The following is a 14,628-nucleotide window of genomic DNA, read 5'->3' on the forward strand; positions in this document are numbered from 1 at the left end:
GGCTGGCATGATGGTGCCAGGACTCCGCCGCGGCAAGGATTGATACATGACCCACACAGTTGCACCCATTGCGCCGAAGTCCTGGCTGATCACCCGCCCAGCCACCTGGCGCCAGATCGGAAGCGATCTGGCCTATATCCTGCCCGGGTTCTTTGTTTCACTTGCCTCGTTCACGGCACTTGTCACCTTGTTCACGCTGGGAATCTCCACACTTGTCATCTGGGTGGGCCTTCCCGTCCTGGTGGCGTGCCTGGCCGCAGCCCGCTGGTTTGCCGACGTCAACCGGGCGGCGCTCCGGCGCTGGGCCGGGGACATCCCTCCTGTCCACTAAAGGCAGCCACACAAATATTCCATTAGCGGAATGTTCAAGAACCTCGCGGATCCGCAGCTGTGGAAGGACTTCATCCACGGTGTCCTAGTCTCCTTCGCCTACCGCACAGCGTCCTTCAGCATTTCGCTCTCTATCCTGGCTGCGGCGTTTGGCGGCGTCACGCAATGGTTCTGGATGAGGTTCCTGCCCGCAGACAACACGACCCTGGCCGAACTCATTGGGCTGGACACCTTCCTTGGAGTCAGCCCAAACACGGCCGAGTCCATCTTCGGACTGGTCTACGGCGTCGTACTTCTGGTTCTTCTGCCCTTCATCACCCGCGGCCTCGCCGTCGCCGATGCCGCAACCTCCCGCGCTCTGCTCACCAACGAAAACGCCGCCCTGCGTGCCCGAAGCGCGGAGCTGGCCGCCAGCCGCGCCCAGGTGGTCTCGGAGGAAGCCAGCACACTTCGCAAAATTGAGAGGGACCTGCACGACGGCCCGCAGCAGCGCCTCATCCGCCTGCAAATGGATGTTGAGGCTGCACAGCGGCACCTGGTGAAAAACCCTGCGGCCGCACGCGAGCTGATGGACGGCGCCTTGGAGCAAAGCCGCGAGGCCCTGGCCGAGTTGCGTCAGCTGTCCCGGGGAATCGCTCCTCCCCTGCTTGCCGACCGGGGCCTGCGCGCCGCCACGGAGTCGCTGGCGGCAAGGTCAACAGTCCCCGTCGTGGTCACCGGGAACCTTGGACACGGTCACCGGATCGCTGAGGGCGCAGAGAATGCCGCCTACTTTGTTCTCTCGGAAGGGCTGGCCAACATCTCCAAGCATTCGGGGGCCACCAGCGCGTCAATCATGGTCCAGACAAGTCCCGGCGAGCTGTTCATTGAAGTGCTCGACGACGGCCGCGGCGGCGCCCACCTCGGCAAGGGCCACGGGCTGTCAGGTTTGCTGGACAGGCTCGCCGGGGTCGACGGCTCCTTGGAAATTACCAGTCCGAACGGTGGACCCACCGCCCTGCGCGTGAACATCCCGCTGTAGTGCATGACCTTCGGGCACCCGCGCCCTGGGCTCATGCGCCCGCCCAGCCGCGCACCGGGCGCTACGCTGGGTCCATGCGCGTCGTATTGGCTGAAGATTCTGTATTGCTCCGTGAGGGCCTTGTCCGCCTGCTGGAAGAAACTGGCGCGCAGGTGTGTGCGGCTGTTGGCGACGGACCCTCGCTAATGGCGGCGGTGGCCCACCATGTTCCTGACCTGCTCATCACCGACGTGCGCATGCCGCCGTCGCACCGGGATGAAGGGCTCAAGGGCGCTCTTGAAGTCCGCCGACGGTTCCCGTCCATCGCGGTTCTGGTGCTCTCCCAATATGTGGAGCTGAGCTACGCCACGGAATTGCTGGCTGGGGCCACTGCCGGGGGTGGCGTTGGCTACTTGTTGAAGGACAGGGTGGCTCGCTTTGAGGATTTCACCGACGCCATCGAGCGAGTGTCGGCGGGCTCCACCGTTATTGATCCCGAGGTGGTCAGCGCACTGCTGGCCAAGCGCAGCGTCGCTGACCCGGTCGACTCCCTCAGCCCCCGCGAGTCCGAGGTCCTGGCGCTGATGGCCCAGGGGCTGACCAACGCTGGTGTTGCCAAGACGCTGGTGGTCAGCGGTGGTGCCGTAGAAAAGCACATCAGTTCCATCTTTACCAAGCTTGGGCTGCACCCGAGCGGGGACGATCACCGCCGTGTCTTGGCCGTTCTAAGCTACCTGCAGTACCGTACGTCCTAGCCGCCAAGCAGCAACCTCACGGGGCTGGCGAGGATGTTGCCGTGGAACTCGCACTCCCGGGACCTGCCGTATCCGTCACGGTAGAAGTCTGGACCGGGGCTGTTGGATCCGGCACTGGTTCCGGCGTTGCCGGAGTGCTCGGGCTCGGCGACGGCGTCGGGCTGGGCGACGGCGTCGGCGTTGCCGGAGTGCTCGGCGTCGGGCTCGGCGTCGGGCTCGGGCTGGGCGACGGCGTTGCCGGAGTGCTCGGCGTCGGGCTCGGGCTCGGGCTGGGGGTTGCGCTGGTGGACTCCTTGGCGCCGGCTTCGTCGGCCGCAGCCTTGTCTTTCGCCGCCTGCTCATCCAGGGCCGCAAAACCTGGCATGGTGAAGTAGCTGGATGAGTTGCTGGTTGCTGACGGGGCATGCAAAATAGTGCCAACGGACGGGTTGAGGGCACTGATCATCAGGCCGTTGCCAATATAGATGCCTATGTGTGCCCAGTGGTTGGGTCCGTCAGGGTTTTGAACCACCAGGTCGCCGGGTTGGGGATTGTTGGTTTCAACCATGGGCCGCCATTGTTCCGTGCGCGGTAAACCAACCCCTGCCTGGGCGTAAGCCCACTGGACAAAACCCGAGCAGTCCCAACCATTCGCAAAACTCGTGCCGCCCCAAACGTAGTCGTGTCCCAGACCCTCATAGGCCGCTTCAAGGATGGCTTTGCGCACCTTTGAAATCAGGTCCGCGGAAAATTCCGGAATGTCACCGCGCATGGCGGTAACTGAACGTCCCAGGTGGGGAGTGTCGCCGTGGGGATCGGTCAGGTCAATGATCTGCGGGGGCGCTGGCTTGGTCGCGGATATCCCCAGGTTGGCGAACGAGATTCTCAAGCCCTGGCCAGATGCTGTCAGGGGGACAAAACCGGCGGGAACGGCAGGAGCGCTGCCTGAAATTAACGTGCCCTTATGTGCGGCTGCAGCGGTGTCAGCAACAGAGGTGCCCGCATAGCCGGCACCGACAAAGCCCCCGGAGGCCAGCAATGTGCAGGCAATAGCAAGACTCAGTTGGTAGTTACGCTGATTGCCTTGCGAAGTCGACACTAAGAGATCATCCGGCTTTCTTGCACTCGGTAGGACGAGCATACGCCGCGATCTGAGAATCGAACAGGGGTTCCTGGCAGCGGCGATGACCGGCTGGCAATCACCCGCCCGTGCGAATAATCCGCCGTTGGCTGGCCACGGCAATCGCCGCCGTCCGGTTGTCCACCCCCAACTTGTCGTAGATGTGTACCAAGTGGGTTTTGACGGTGGCTTCGGAGATGAAGAGCTGCTTGGAGATCGCCTTGTTGCTCATGCCGGTGGCCAGCAACTCCAGGAGTTCCACTTCCCGGGCGGAAAGCACGGGGGCCGGGTTGCGGATTCGCCCCAGAAGTCGGGCCGCAACTTCCGGCGCCAAGGCCGTTTGGCCGGCTGCGGCCGACTGGACGGCGGCGCGAATCTGCTCCGGCGGGGCGTCTTTGAGCATATACCCACTGGCCCCGGCTTCCACGGCCGCCAAAATATCGGCGTCGGTGTCATAGGTAGTCAGGATCAACACCGGTGGTGGTGACGGCATCGCCTTGATGGCCTTCGTAGCAGTGACGCCATCCATTCCGGCCCCCATCTGCAGGTCCATGAGCACCACATCCAGCGGCGCCCCCAACGTATGCAGCCGCTGAATTTCTTTCAGGGCTGCGCCCCCCTCGGGCGCCTCGGCCACCACCGTGAATCCCTCGAATTCGCTGAGCATGGCGCGCAGGCCGGCCCGCACCACCGGGTGGTCGTCCACAAGCAAGATCCGTATTTCCTTCATGCCGTGCCCCCTTTTTCATCAGTCATCTGACCTCCCAATGGAAGCCTAACCGCCACCACTGTCCCTTCGCCCGGGGCCGATTCAATCTCCAGGGTGCCGTTTTGGGCACTGACCCGCTCAGCCAGGGACTTCAGTCCAAACCCGCTCCCGTCAGATCTGGTGGCCACAGCGTTCGCCAGCGATTCAGGGTCAAATCCCCGACCGTCGTCGTATACGTCAAGGGCCACCTCCGTGCCCAGATACGCCAGGCTGACGACGGCGACACCCGCCTTTGCGTGCAGCCAGACATTCGCCAGGCTCGCCTGCGCGGCACGCAGCAAGGTGACATGGTAGGGCTGCGGCAGTTCGGCAGGTTCCCCGTCAAGACGGAAAGTACACACAAGGTTCACCCCCCGGGCGGCCGCCTCCAACTGTGTCTTTTCGCAGAGGCGGCGCAAGCTTTCCACTAGCGAGGTTCCCGCCAACGCCGGAGGAGTCAGCCCCCGCACAAAGTTCCGGGCCTCGGCCAGATTCTCCGACGACGTTGCCTCAATCATCACGATGGACTCCTTGGTGGAGTCCATATCCCCCGATTCCAAGGATCGCACCGCTGCCCGGGCCACCAAAATGATGGAGGAAAAACCCTGGGCGAGGGTGTCGTGGATTTCGCGGGCAAGGCGTGCCCGCTCAGCCAAAACGCCTGCCTCGTGTTGGGTGGCGGCCAGCTCGGTGCGGGTACGGCGCAGCTCGTCGGCGGCCCTGCGCTGATTCTCGCCTTCCACATAAAGCAGCCTGTACGCCTTGGAGGTGACGATGGCAAAGGCCACCCCAAAGACCGGGCCAAGGACCACCGGCAACGGCGGCACGGCGGCACCGGTGGCCAACCACTGTGCCACGATCACCCCGGCCGTCATGATCACAACGGCGACGATGCCAGCCCAGCGCGGCAGTAGGTGCAGGTGCAAAAAGAACAAGGGGAACACCATCCAGGAAAATTCCACCGACCACACCATGAGCACCGCCCATAGCGCTGTCACCAGGGCCAGCCACACATACGCATAGCGGAGCGGATCCTTGACCAGGGCGCCCGTGGAGAAGCGCTTTTCCGCCACGGTTCCCAGCAGATACACCACGGCCAGCACCAGGGCGAGGGCCAGGAACACGTAGCGGCCACCGCGATCAAGGTGGCTGGTTAGCACTCGGGTTATGGCCACGGCCAACAAAATGGCAAAACCAACGTGCAACGTCACCCGCAAAAATCGCAAGATGGCGTCACTGGTCACTGGCGGGGCATCCACGGCAGGCATCTCACAATCCTAGGCGCAGCGCCCGCATGCGCCTATCAACCAAAAGGTTGATCGAGCAATCAACCCTTGATCCCCCTCGGATCATCCATCCCTGCGATGGAAGCGGAGGGGTTCAAGGGGAAAGTAGAAGTAAGGCAAGTAGACCTGCCCCCCAGGGCCATATGAAAGAAGTTCGCACATGTTTCTCGCAATCCGAGACATCCGCTTTGCCAAGGGCCGTTTTGCCCTGATGGGTGCCGTCGTGGCGCTGATCAGCCTTTTGTTGGTGATGCTTTCGGGCCTGACTGCCGGGCTGGGCAACCAGTCGACCTCAGCCATCGCTGACTTGGGCAAAAGCGTGTCATCACCGGCCAGCCAGCTGGTCTTTGGAGCACCCGGCTCCAACGATCCCAAGGTGTCCTTCACCGAAAGCCAGGTCACCCAGAAGCAGACCGACACCTGGGCCGCAACGCCCGGCGTTGCCTCGGCCGTGCCGTTGGGTGTCAGCCAGACCCGTTTCCAGGGTGCAGGCGATACCAAGGGCACCACCAATGTTGCCGTGTTCGGCGTTGGTGCCGGCGGCGAGGCTGCCGGCATCACGCCGTCGCCCGTCACGGACGGGACTGTGGTCATTGGCGAAACTGTTGCCAAGGACCTCAAACTGGCGGTGGGCGACGCCGTCACCATGGGCGGCACCACCTTGAAGATCAGTGCCGTGGTGGCCGATCAGTGGTACTCCCACTCCTCAGTGGTCTGGACCACACTGCCCACCTGGACCGCGATGTCTCACCTCAGTGATCCGTTGCAGGTGGCCACGGTGGTTGCCGTGACGTACGACGCCGGAGTAAACGTTGACGCCGACGCCGCCAATGCTGCGGCTGGCACCGTAAGCACCACCCGCAGCGGTTCCTTTGCCGGTTTGGGCGGCTACAAGAGCGAAAACGGTTCGTTGATGATGATGCAGGCGTTCTTGTATGGGATCTCCGCGCTGGTGATCGTCGCCTTCTTGACCGTATGGACGGTCCAGCGCACCCGTGACATCGCCGTGCTGAAGGCCATGGGCGCTTCCTCCTCCTACTTACTCAAGGATGCTTTGACGCAGGCAGCCATCGTGCTGCTGGCCGGCGCCGTCTCCGGTGGCCTGGTGGGCGTGATTGGCGGCTTCTTCGCCGCTCAGGCCGCCCCGTTCCTGGTCACCCCGGCAACCACCATCTTGCCGGTGGTAGGCATTGTGGCCCTGGGCCTGGCTGGCGCCGCCCTGGCAGTCCGCAAGGTCACCCGCGTCGACGCCCTGATTGCCCTCGGCGGCAACTAGCCAGCGTAGGTCGAGCCTGGCGAGACCACCACCCTAGCCCCTTTTTGCTTCTGAATCTAAGGAAACCCCATGTCTGCACAGAATTCCTCTCCATCCCTCAGCCTTCTCAACGTCACCCTCGATTACCCTGATGGCGAGGGGACCATCACGGCACTGGACGCCGTGAACATGAACGTGCACGCCGGTGAAATCATCTCCTTGATTGGCCCGTCAGGATCGGGCAAGTCGAGCCTGCTCGCCGTTGCCGCCACGCTGGTCAAACCGACCAGTGGACTGATCTTCATCGATGGAATTGACACGCAAGGGCTCGGTGACAAGGAGCTGACTGCCCTGCGTCGCGACAAGGTGGGCATCATTTTCCAGCAGCCAAACCTGCTTGCTTCCCTCACGGCGGCCGAGCAGCTGATCATCAGCGATCACCTGCGCGGAAAGTCCTTGCGCGCTGCTGAAGCCAGGGCAGCCGAGCTGCTCGACGTCGTCGGGCTGGCCGACTGCGCCAAGAAGCGCCCCCACCAGCTTTCCGGTGGCCAGCGCCAGCGTGTCAACATCGCCCGGGCCTTGATGGGTGACCCCAAGGTGTTGCTGGTGGATGAGCCGACGGCGGCGCTGGACCACGAGCGCAGCGAGTCGATCGTGCGACTGCTGCGCAAGGTCACTGACGAGTTCTCCGTAGCCACTGTCATGGTCACCCACGACACCGAATTCGTGCCGCTGACCGATGCTGTCGCCACCATGCGCGACGGCGTGATGACGGCGGCTGTTCCCGCTATGCAATAACATGGGGGAAACCTCATTCTTGAGTCACTTGAAACGGAGCCACCTTCTCATGAAACGCGTCCTCGCCCTTGCTGGCAGCCTTCTCCTTGCCCTGACCATCTCCTCCTGTGGCGCTGCATCAGGTCCTGTCGGTACTTGGGGCGACGGCTACAACACTGACAAGCAGCCCTACTTGGAGATGGCCCTAGCCGCCGAGCAGGACAACGACCAGGCCGGTTATGTCACGGGCAGTGATGGGTGTAACCGGATCCAGGGGCAGTGGATGATGGCTGGCGGCGAGCTCACGTTCCCGCAGTTTGGGTCCACCCAGATGGCCTGTGAAGGCGTCGACACGTGGCTGTCCAAGGCCAAGGGTGCAACCCTGAGCGGGGATACCTTGACCATCACCGACGCCAACGGCGCAGTGATCGGCAAGCTGGATCGCCGAAACTAAATCACACGTCCAAGTCTCCGTTGAGGGGGCAGATCACCCCCGCACAGCGGGCGGTGATCTGCCCCCTCAACGGAGGGTGATCTGCCCCCTCAACGGTTTTAGCGGGTGTCGTCTCGTTCGCCACCCGCTACCCGCCACTGTTGGTGCCGCCAGGATCCTGGCGTTCGGCGGGCCAGAGTATCTCAACCCAGGACTTTGCCGTCGCCGTACTCGACGAGCCGGAAGGGCCCCGGCAGCTGCGGGAACGCTACACAGTGGCCAACTAGGAGGAGGCAGGTCCAAGGTGCGGGGCTGGCAGGCCAAAAGTGTGGCGCAAGGCAGACCGAGCCGCGAACCAGCCACCCATGCCATGCACGGCGGGGCCCGGAGGTGTCGCCGCGGAACCTAGATAAAGCCCCGGGGCAGGTGTCCGCCAGGGCTCCCGGGCTACCACGGGACGCTTGATTAATTGTTCCAGGGTCACTGCGCCGGAGCTGATGTCCCCGTCAATGTAGTTGGGGTTGTGCATGCCAACGTCTTCCGCCGTAGAAGTGTGAGTCTCCAGGATCAGCTCCCTGAATCCCGGAGCAAAGCGCTCCACCTGCGCGATGACCGCCTTGCTCCTGTCCCGGGTGGAGCCCGCCGGGACATGGGTGTAGGCCCAGAGTGTGTGCTGCCCGGCCGGTGCCCGGCTGGAATCCAGCACGCCCGGTTGCGAGGCCAGGACGTAGGGGGCCTCGGGATACCCGCCCGCGAGGACCTGGTTTTCCGCTTGGGCGATGGCCTCGCGGGACCCGCCAAGGTGCACGGTGGGGGCTCGGCGCAGCTCTTTATGGGTCCATGGCACCGGCCCGGACAGGGCAAAGTCAACCTTGCACACTCCGGCCCCGTACTTGAAGGATTCCAGTTTGCGTATATAACGATCCGGCAATTCATCCGTGCCGAGCCGGGCCAGGGCACGTGGGGTCAGGTCGCAAATGATGGCGCGGGCCCCGGTTTCGGCACGTAGTGCGGCAATGCTGGTGACAGGTGAATCCAGCACAATGGCGCCTCCGTGCTCCATCAGGTCCGCCGCCATGGCTTCCGCAATGGCCTGCGAACCGCCTCGGGGAACCGGCCAGCCGCCGCCATGCGCCAGGGCCCCCAGCAGGAGTCCGGCCCCTGAGGCGGCCACGCTTGGCAGCCGAGTAATGGCGTGGGCGGCAACGCCGGTAAGCATGGCCGGGGCCATCTGCTCGCGGAAGCGGAGTTTCCACGCCGGTGTGCCCTGTTCCAAGGCGCGCAGTCCGTAACTGACAGCGGCCAGCGGGTCCCGCGGGAACCTGACAAGGTTGTTTTGGGTGAAGTCGATGACACCGTCGATCCGGTCCAGCAACGGTTCCATCAGGGAACGCCAGGCACGTCCGTCCACGCCCAGGGCCTCCACTGTGTGGTCGAGGTCGCGGTAGGCGATCCCGGCCCTACCGCCGTCGAGCGGGTGGCCGTAGGAAATTTCAGGCACCAGCAGCTCAATGCGGTCAGCAAGCCCAAAAGCACGGAAGAACGGCGAGGCCAGTGCCATGGGATGCACGGCCGAACAAACGTCATGCCGGAATCCGGGCAGCGTCAGTTCGGCGGTGCGCGTGCCACCCCCTGCGCTGCCCGCCGCCTCGTGGACCACCACGGACAAACCGGCTCTCGCCATGGTCAGCGCTGCCGCCAAACCATTGGGTCCCGAACCCACCACCGCCACGTCAACCATGCGTGGGCTGTTCCCGTGTGGACTCCGTGGCGGCGTCCACGATCGTGGTCCCGTGGCTTGGCCGCAGCGCGCCAAGCTGGGGATCGTCCACACCGGCGCGTCGGATCACATCATGTTCCGGGTGCAGCATGTCCCGAATCGTCAGGCCAATGATGGTGCAGGTGGCGATGGCGCTGAGCGCCGCCGCCAAGATGAAGTAGGGCGTGTCAATGGCGTGTGTATCGGCAATATTGCCCAAGTGCTTGCTTTGAAACAGCATCAACGCAATGAAGTGTGTCACGAGCGCCGCCTGCCACAGCAACACCGCGCGCCAACGTGGCAATGCCAAAGCAAGCAAGGGCAGCAGCCAGATGGCGTCCCCCGGCTGCGAGAATTTCCCAACAACCATCAAGCCCGCCACCGCCACCACGGCCAGTGAGGCTACCCGCGGCCGGCGCGGCGTGTAAAGCCCCAACACCACCACGGCCAGCACCAACAACACCACAAGGATCCCGGCCAGAGCATTCACGGCATCCAGGGTCATGGGCGGCACGCCGATGCGGCCGGCAATCAAGTTGTAGCCGCCATAGAGGGAGGAATCCGTGGGGGGCTCAGCCATGATCTGTGCCAGGTAACCACCCCATGCAGACGGATTGATAATCAGGATCGGGGTGAGGACCAGCAGCCATGCAATGCCCGCTGCGAGGAGCGCTTCAACTGCTGGCAGTATGGTTCGGGTCCGGACGCCAAGGACCACCAGGACCAGCAGGATCAGCAGCGCGTACGGTGCCACCATGGCCGCAAACCCCAGGAATAGCCCGGCCACAATGGTACGACGCCGGGCAAAGGAGTAAATGCCTAGGCTCACCAACCCGGCAGCCCAGAAGTCCCAACTGACATAGGCGGTCAGCAGGAGCAACGGACTGGCGGCCACTAACGCCGCATCCCACGGACGCCGGGCGGCAGTTCTTGCCACCACCACAACGGTGAGGATCCATACAGCGGCAATCAATGCCGCGTTGATGTCAAAGAAGGCCAACTGCTGAAGTGTCTGTGCACCCACCGCGCGGGCCATCCAGGCTGTGACGCCGGCAATCATGCCCGTCAGAGGGGGGTAGTCAAAGGTGGAGCCGGGGCTGAAGAAGGGGAAGAGTGTGCCGAGTTTGTTCTCTGCCAGGGAGTTGGGGAATACTGACCAGCACACGGTGGAGTACTGATCAGGGGTGGTCCAGCCGGTTTGGCGGCAATGGAACTTGGCCATCACGGCAATGATCCCCGAAACGGCGGCCATCAGAATCAGTACCCGTTCCACCGAGAAGAACCCTGGATCAGTTCGCCCAGGGGCGGTCCGCCAGCCCAAGGGGCCGCCAATGGGTTCGGTCATGGTCCGCAGCAACGGATCGCTGCGCGACGGCACAACAATTTGGTGCCTGTGGTGGTGCCTCGAGGCAACTGACTCCCGCATGTTACGAGCCTACCGGCTGATCCCGGCACTCCATGGATTGGGTCCGATAACTGACACCCGGGCGGTCGCCTTCAGTGTGCAGGCGAAAATGAAACAGCCCGCGCTGTGCAGCGCGGGCAGTTCACCGTTGGCGGTGGCACCTGCAGTGGGGACACCGTGTTGGGGGCCTGGGTTCTGTGAATGAGTAATGATCATCCTCTGGCCTCCTTTCGCATTGACTTTCACGTTGGACAAGGAGGATTTAGCGAATGTTGAACAGATCGACTCGCATGATTTGCTCCTGTGTCCGGCTCCGCATCTCATCGAACTTCTGCTGGTTCACCGGCGCGAAGAACACCCTTCTCAGTGACGTCGCCCTGACCGGCCAGGATGATTCTGATTTCACTTTTTCACCCCCTTCCATTCTATTGAAAATTGATAAACTTTTCCTATTTTTGGCGCGACAAATAAGGCCATTGTTTCCCTGCGGATTTGGAGCATTATGAGAGCACAAAAAGGCGCGAGTGATTTTGTGCATAGGTGTCTGGGCTACCGAAGAGTCGGCACAAATTCCGTGCCGAACTGATGATTACTTCGAGATTGCCTTAGCTGACAGGCGTGGCGATGGACAATAACCTTGTGCGGTTATGATGCCTTGCCGACGTGCCAAGCGGAGGCCTGACGGATCTCGTTGACTCTGGACTTGATAGCTGTAAACATCATGGCCTCCCTTCGGTTTGCACGCGAACATCCCGAGGGAATTCATCGGGACTAATTAATAACGTACAGCATGAATTGGGTTGTTGACCAGTTCAACGAAAATATTAATTGACATTTATTGAATCGGGAGACAATGAGGGCCGTTCCCCAAGGTTGGGAACGGCCCTCATTGTCGTTGCCGCTGGCATCTGGAACCTGCCGCGCCAATTGTCTTTTACAGTCCCCACTGCTCCACTGCCGGTGTCTTCTTGTCCCAGCCGAGCATGCAAACCTTTGCCGTGCCCAGCAGGAAGTGACGTCCCTGGCTGGCTTCCAGGCCCAGCCAACGTGCGGTCAGGATGCGCAGGAAGTGCCCGTGTGCCACCAGAAGCACGTTGGCGGCCATGCTGCCGTCGGGCTGGGGTGCGCGAACCCGTGCCACGATGGCGTCGGCACGTGCGGCCACCTGCTCCAGCGTTTCCCCGTTCGGCACGCCGTCGTCCCAGATCAAGTAACCGGGGTTGTTGTCCCGCACGTCGGCGCTGTTGATGCCTTCATAGTCGCCGTAGTCCCACTCCACCGCGTTGGGTTCCACCTGGGCTTCGGGATAGCCTGCCAGTTCTGCGGTCCGGCGTGCGCGTTGTAGGGGTGAGGTGAGTGCCAGGTCAAAGGTTGTGCCGAACAGGGCAGCACGCGCGGACCGGGCCTGTTCCTCACCCAGCTCCGTCAGCGGCAGGTCAGTCAGCCCCGTGTACTGGCCACTTCGAGACCATTCAGTTTCGCCATGGCGCAGCAGCCACAAATGCGGGCCCCCGGGAACAGGAATGTGGGTCAGCGGTGTTGAGCCTGCGAGTGCGTGGTTCATATGGTGGTCCTATTCGTCGGCTGCATCTTTCGGGCGTGTTCGATTAATATTCTTGCACTGCCGCATCCTCGCCAGCCTCCGGCGCGGGCACGGACTCGGGCTGCTGCGACCACCACTGGCGCAGTGCGGCCTCAGCCGCCGCCGCATCGAGCGGGCCTTGTTCCATGCGCTGTTCGAGCATGTACTTGTAGGCACGGCCTACCACCGGACCAGGTGACAGGTTCAGCATAGCCATAATGGCCTGGCCGTCAAGATCGGGGCGGATCGAGTCAAGCTCTTCCCGCTCCGCTAATGACGCGATGCGCGCCTCAAGGTCGTCATAGGCAAAGGACAGCCTGTCGGCCTTGCGCTGGTTGCGGGTGGTGACGTCGGAGCGGGTCAGCAGGTGCAGGCGCTCCAGGAGGGGCCCGGCGTCGGTCACGTAGCGGCGCACGGCCGAGTCGCTCCACCCGGCCTCCCCGTAGCCGTAGAAGCGCATGTGCAGTTCCACCAGGCGAGAGACCGCCTTGATGGAATCGTTGTCGAACCTCAGGGCCTTCATCCGTTTGGCTGTGAGCTTCGCCCCGGCCAGGTCGTGGTGGCGGAAACTCACGGCCCCGCCCGGTTCAAAACGGCGGGTCTTGGGCTTGCCGACGTCGTGCATCAGCGCGGCAAATCGCAGCACAAAGTCGGGGCCGGGCACCGGGCCATCCGGGCCACTCTCCAACTGCGCAGCCTGCTCTAGGACTTGCAAGGAGTGCTGGTAGACGTCTTTGTGTCGGTGGTGTTCGTCGGTTTCCAACTGCAAGGCTGGTACCTCCGGCAGCACCAACTCGGCCAGCCCGGTCTCCACCAGAATGTCGATGCCGGCGCGGGGGTGGGCGCCGCAGATCAGTTTCACCAACTCGTCACGGACCCGTTCGGCGGAGATGATGCTGATGCGCTCGGCCATGTCGGTCATGGCGGCGCGGACGTCGGGGTGGACGTCAAAGCCCAGTTGTGAGGCGAAACGGGCTGCACGCATCATGCGCAGCGGGTCGTCCGAGAATGACTGCTGCGGGGTGCCGGGGGTCCGCAGCAGACCCGCGGCGAGGTCCACGGCCCCGCCGTATGGGTCCACCAGCTCCAGGCTGGGCAGCCGCAGGGCCATGGCGTTGACACTGAAATCACGGCGCTGCAGATCGTCCTCGAGTGAGGCCCCGAAGGCAACCTCGGGCTTGCGCGACTCAGGATCGTAGGCTTCGGCCCTGTACGTGGTCACCTCAATGAGGAGCACGTCCAAGTTGTGGTTGCGCTTGCGGAAGCCGATGGTGCCAAAGGCGCGGCCCATCTCCCAATGCGAGTCCGCCCATTTTTTCCCAACACTGAGAATCTCATCCGGGGTGGCATTGGTGGTGAAGTCCAGGTCGGGGGAAATTCTGCCGAGGTAGAGGTCACGCACAGGGCCGCCCACCAGGGACAGCTCATAACCAGCGTCGGCAAAGAGTTGCCCCAATTCAAGGACTATCGGGTCTAAATTCGAGGTATCTGGCACCATTTCCATAGTCCCTTAAGGATGCCAGACTTTTTTGCGCACCCGCCTCCACCACTGTCCAGCTGTCTGACGCCGCCAACAAACAGCTCATCCGACCTGTCATCATCTGCTACCAAAGATAGCTAGAGTGGACTCCATGGTCCACCCTGTACCGCGCGCGCCGAAGAGGAGTCCACTGCCATCGTCAGTGGGCAGCACCACAGCGCCCGTGGTACAAACCACCCCTAGTCAGCTACCCACGGTGGAGGAAATCTCCGCCGGCGGCGTTGTGGTGGAAATGCGCGACGGCGAGCTGCAGGTTGCAATCATTGCCCGCATCAACCGCGGTGGTCGCCTGGAGTGGTGCCTACCCAAGGGCCACCCGGAGGGCGTGGAGACATACGCCGAAGCCGCCGTGCGGGAAATCGAGGAAGAGACCGGCATCGCCGGGGCCATCTTGGCGCCCTTGGGCAGCATCGACTACTGGTTCACTGTCAGCGGCCACCGCGTCCACAAAACCGTGCATCACTTCTTGCTGCGCGCCACCGGCGGATTCTTGACCATTGAAAATGATCCCGACCACGAGGCAGTGGACGTTGCCTGGATTCCCATCACCGAGCTGGGACGCAAACTGTCCTTCCCCAATGAGCGCCGCATCACCGATCTAGCCAAAGATCTGTTGCCGGAGTACTTATAGTCCGCAAGGGCCTTCAGCCGGGGATCAG

General features: G+C 62.9%; 13 protein-coding genes and 1 pseudogene. 7 read left to right on the top strand and 7 right to left on the bottom strand.

The window, feature by feature from the left end; genetic code table 11:
- Positions 1 to 46 precede the first annotated feature (46 nt).
- The 3 genes and pseudogenes from AOC05_RS20250 to AOC05_RS15310 form a co-directional block, all read left to right on the top strand.
- Positions 47 to 634: pseudogene (locus tag AOC05_RS20250) on the top strand (sensor domain-containing protein); the annotation flags it as partial.
- A gap of 204 nt (positions 635 to 838) precedes the next feature.
- Entirely contained in the window at positions 839 to 1,351 is a 513-nt protein-coding gene (locus AOC05_RS20255) for a sensor histidine kinase (RefSeq protein WP_231687235.1), read from the top strand.
- A gap of 74 nt (positions 1,352 to 1,425) precedes the next feature.
- Positions 1,426 to 2,085, top strand: coding sequence for a response regulator transcription factor (locus tag AOC05_RS15310; protein ID WP_062009884.1), 660 nt, complete (start codon positions 1,426 to 1,428; stop codon positions 2,083 to 2,085).
- A gap of 16 nt (positions 2,086 to 2,101) precedes the next feature.
- Here the strand turns inward: AOC05_RS15310 and AOC05_RS19850 are convergent, their stop codons facing one another.
- The 3 genes from AOC05_RS19850 to AOC05_RS15325 all read right to left on the bottom strand — a co-directional run bounded on the left by AOC05_RS19850 (position 2,102) and on the right by AOC05_RS15325 (position 5,200).
- Positions 2,102 to 3,163 (bottom strand): C40 family peptidase, encoded by a 1,062-nt coding sequence (locus AOC05_RS19850; RefSeq protein ID WP_062008051.1) that lies wholly within the window; start codon positions 3,161 to 3,163, stop codon positions 2,102 to 2,104.
- A 100-nt stretch (positions 3,164 to 3,263) separates the two neighbouring features.
- Positions 3,264 to 3,914, bottom strand: a complete 651-nt coding sequence (locus AOC05_RS15320; protein ID WP_062008053.1) for a response regulator — start codon at positions 3,912 to 3,914, stop codon at positions 3,264 to 3,266.
- On the bottom strand, positions 3,911 to 5,200 hold the full coding sequence (locus AOC05_RS15325; protein WP_062008055.1) for a sensor histidine kinase: 1,290 nt from the start codon (positions 5,198 to 5,200) through the stop codon (positions 3,911 to 3,913). Before AOC05_RS15325 ends, AOC05_RS15320 begins: the two co-directional genes overlap by 4 nt.
- Positions 5,201 to 5,378: 178 nt before the next feature.
- On the opposite strand from AOC05_RS15325, the gene AOC05_RS15330 reads away from it, so the two are divergent.
- The 3 genes from AOC05_RS15330 to AOC05_RS15340 all read left to right on the top strand — a co-directional run bounded on the left by AOC05_RS15330 (position 5,379) and on the right by AOC05_RS15340 (position 7,704).
- Entirely contained in the window at positions 5,379 to 6,494 is a 1,116-nt protein-coding gene (locus tag AOC05_RS15330; protein ID WP_062008057.1) for an ABC transporter permease, read from the top strand.
- Between the two features lie 69 nt (positions 6,495 to 6,563).
- Entirely contained in the window at positions 6,564 to 7,271 is a 708-nt protein-coding gene (locus AOC05_RS15335) for an ABC transporter ATP-binding protein (RefSeq protein ID WP_062008059.1), read from the top strand.
- 49 nt (positions 7,272 to 7,320) lie between these two features.
- Positions 7,321 to 7,704 (top strand): META domain-containing protein, encoded by a 384-nt coding sequence (locus AOC05_RS15340; RefSeq protein ID WP_062008061.1) that lies wholly within the window; start codon positions 7,321 to 7,323, stop codon positions 7,702 to 7,704.
- Between the two features lie 262 nt (positions 7,705 to 7,966).
- On the opposite strand, the gene AOC05_RS15345 is transcribed toward AOC05_RS15340, so the two are convergent.
- From AOC05_RS15345 to AOC05_RS15365, 4 genes are all read right to left on the bottom strand, one after another.
- A complete protein-coding gene (locus tag AOC05_RS15345) occupies positions 7,967 to 9,424 on the bottom strand; it encodes a phytoene desaturase family protein (RefSeq protein WP_062008063.1) in 1,458 nt (485 codons plus the stop codon).
- Positions 9,417 to 10,868 carry a hypothetical protein gene (locus AOC05_RS15350; protein ID WP_062008065.1) on the bottom strand — a complete coding sequence of 484 codons (1,452 nt, stop codon included), beginning with the start codon at positions 10,866 to 10,868 and terminating at the stop codon, positions 9,417 to 9,419. Before AOC05_RS15350 ends, AOC05_RS15345 begins: the two co-directional genes overlap by 8 nt.
- Positions 10,869 to 11,781: 913 nt before the next feature.
- Positions 11,782 to 12,411 carry a histidine phosphatase family protein gene (locus tag AOC05_RS15360; RefSeq protein ID WP_062008069.1) on the bottom strand — a complete coding sequence of 210 codons (630 nt, stop codon included), beginning with the start codon at positions 12,409 to 12,411 and terminating at the stop codon, positions 11,782 to 11,784.
- 43 nt (positions 12,412 to 12,454) lie between these two features.
- Positions 12,455 to 13,933 (bottom strand): CCA tRNA nucleotidyltransferase, encoded by a 1,479-nt coding sequence (locus AOC05_RS15365; protein WP_062008072.1) that lies wholly within the window; start codon positions 13,931 to 13,933, stop codon positions 12,455 to 12,457.
- 127 nt (positions 13,934 to 14,060) lie between these two features.
- Here AOC05_RS15365 and AOC05_RS15370 point away from each other — a divergent pair, with 127 nt between their 5' ends.
- Entirely contained in the window at positions 14,061 to 14,600 is a 540-nt protein-coding gene (locus AOC05_RS15370; protein WP_186759191.1) for an NUDIX hydrolase, read from the top strand.
- Positions 14,601 to 14,628: the final 28 nt, after the last annotated feature.

This window comes from Arthrobacter alpinus (assembly GCF_001294625.1).
In the GTDB taxonomy this organism is placed as follows: domain Bacteria; phylum Actinomycetota; class Actinomycetes; order Actinomycetales; family Micrococcaceae; genus Specibacter; species Specibacter alpinus_A.

What these genes read in the sequence shown, in the direction of transcription:
- AOC05_RS15360 (WP_062008069.1), bottom strand. Translation starts at nt 12,411, where the DNA reads ATGAACCACGCACTCGCAGGCTCAACACCGCTGACCCACATTCCTGTT.
- AOC05_RS15345 (WP_062008063.1), bottom strand. Translation starts at nt 9,424, where the DNA reads ATGGTTGACGTGGCGGTGGTGGGTTCGGGACCCAATGGTTTGGCGGCA.
- AOC05_RS15335 (WP_062008059.1), top strand. Translation starts at nt 6,564, where the DNA reads ATGTCTGCACAGAATTCCTCTCCATCCCTCAGCCTTCTCAACGTCACC.
- AOC05_RS15370 (WP_186759191.1), top strand. Translation starts at nt 14,061, where the DNA reads ATGGTCCACCCTGTACCGCGCGCGCCGAAGAGGAGTCCACTGCCATCG.
- AOC05_RS15340 (WP_062008061.1), top strand. Translation starts at nt 7,321, where the DNA reads ATGAAACGCGTCCTCGCCCTTGCTGGCAGCCTTCTCCTTGCCCTGACC.
- AOC05_RS15330 (WP_062008057.1), top strand. Translation starts at nt 5,379, where the DNA reads ATGTTTCTCGCAATCCGAGACATCCGCTTTGCCAAGGGCCGTTTTGCC.
- AOC05_RS15320 (WP_062008053.1), bottom strand. Translation starts at nt 3,914, where the DNA reads ATGAAGGAAATACGGATCTTGCTTGTGGACGACCACCCGGTGGTGCGG.
- AOC05_RS15325 (WP_062008055.1), bottom strand. Translation starts at nt 5,200, where the DNA reads ATGCCTGCCGTGGATGCCCCGCCAGTGACCAGTGACGCCATCTTGCGA.
- AOC05_RS15310 (WP_062009884.1), top strand. Translation starts at nt 1,426, where the DNA reads ATGCGCGTCGTATTGGCTGAAGATTCTGTATTGCTCCGTGAGGGCCTT.
- AOC05_RS15350 (WP_062008065.1), bottom strand. Translation starts at nt 10,868, where the DNA reads ATGCGGGAGTCAGTTGCCTCGAGGCACCACCACAGGCACCAAATTGTT.
- AOC05_RS20255 (WP_231687235.1), top strand. Translation starts at nt 839, where the DNA reads ATGGATGTTGAGGCTGCACAGCGGCACCTGGTGAAAAACCCTGCGGCC.
- AOC05_RS15365 (WP_062008072.1), bottom strand. Translation starts at nt 13,933, where the DNA reads ATGGAAATGGTGCCAGATACCTCGAATTTAGACCCGATAGTCCTTGAA.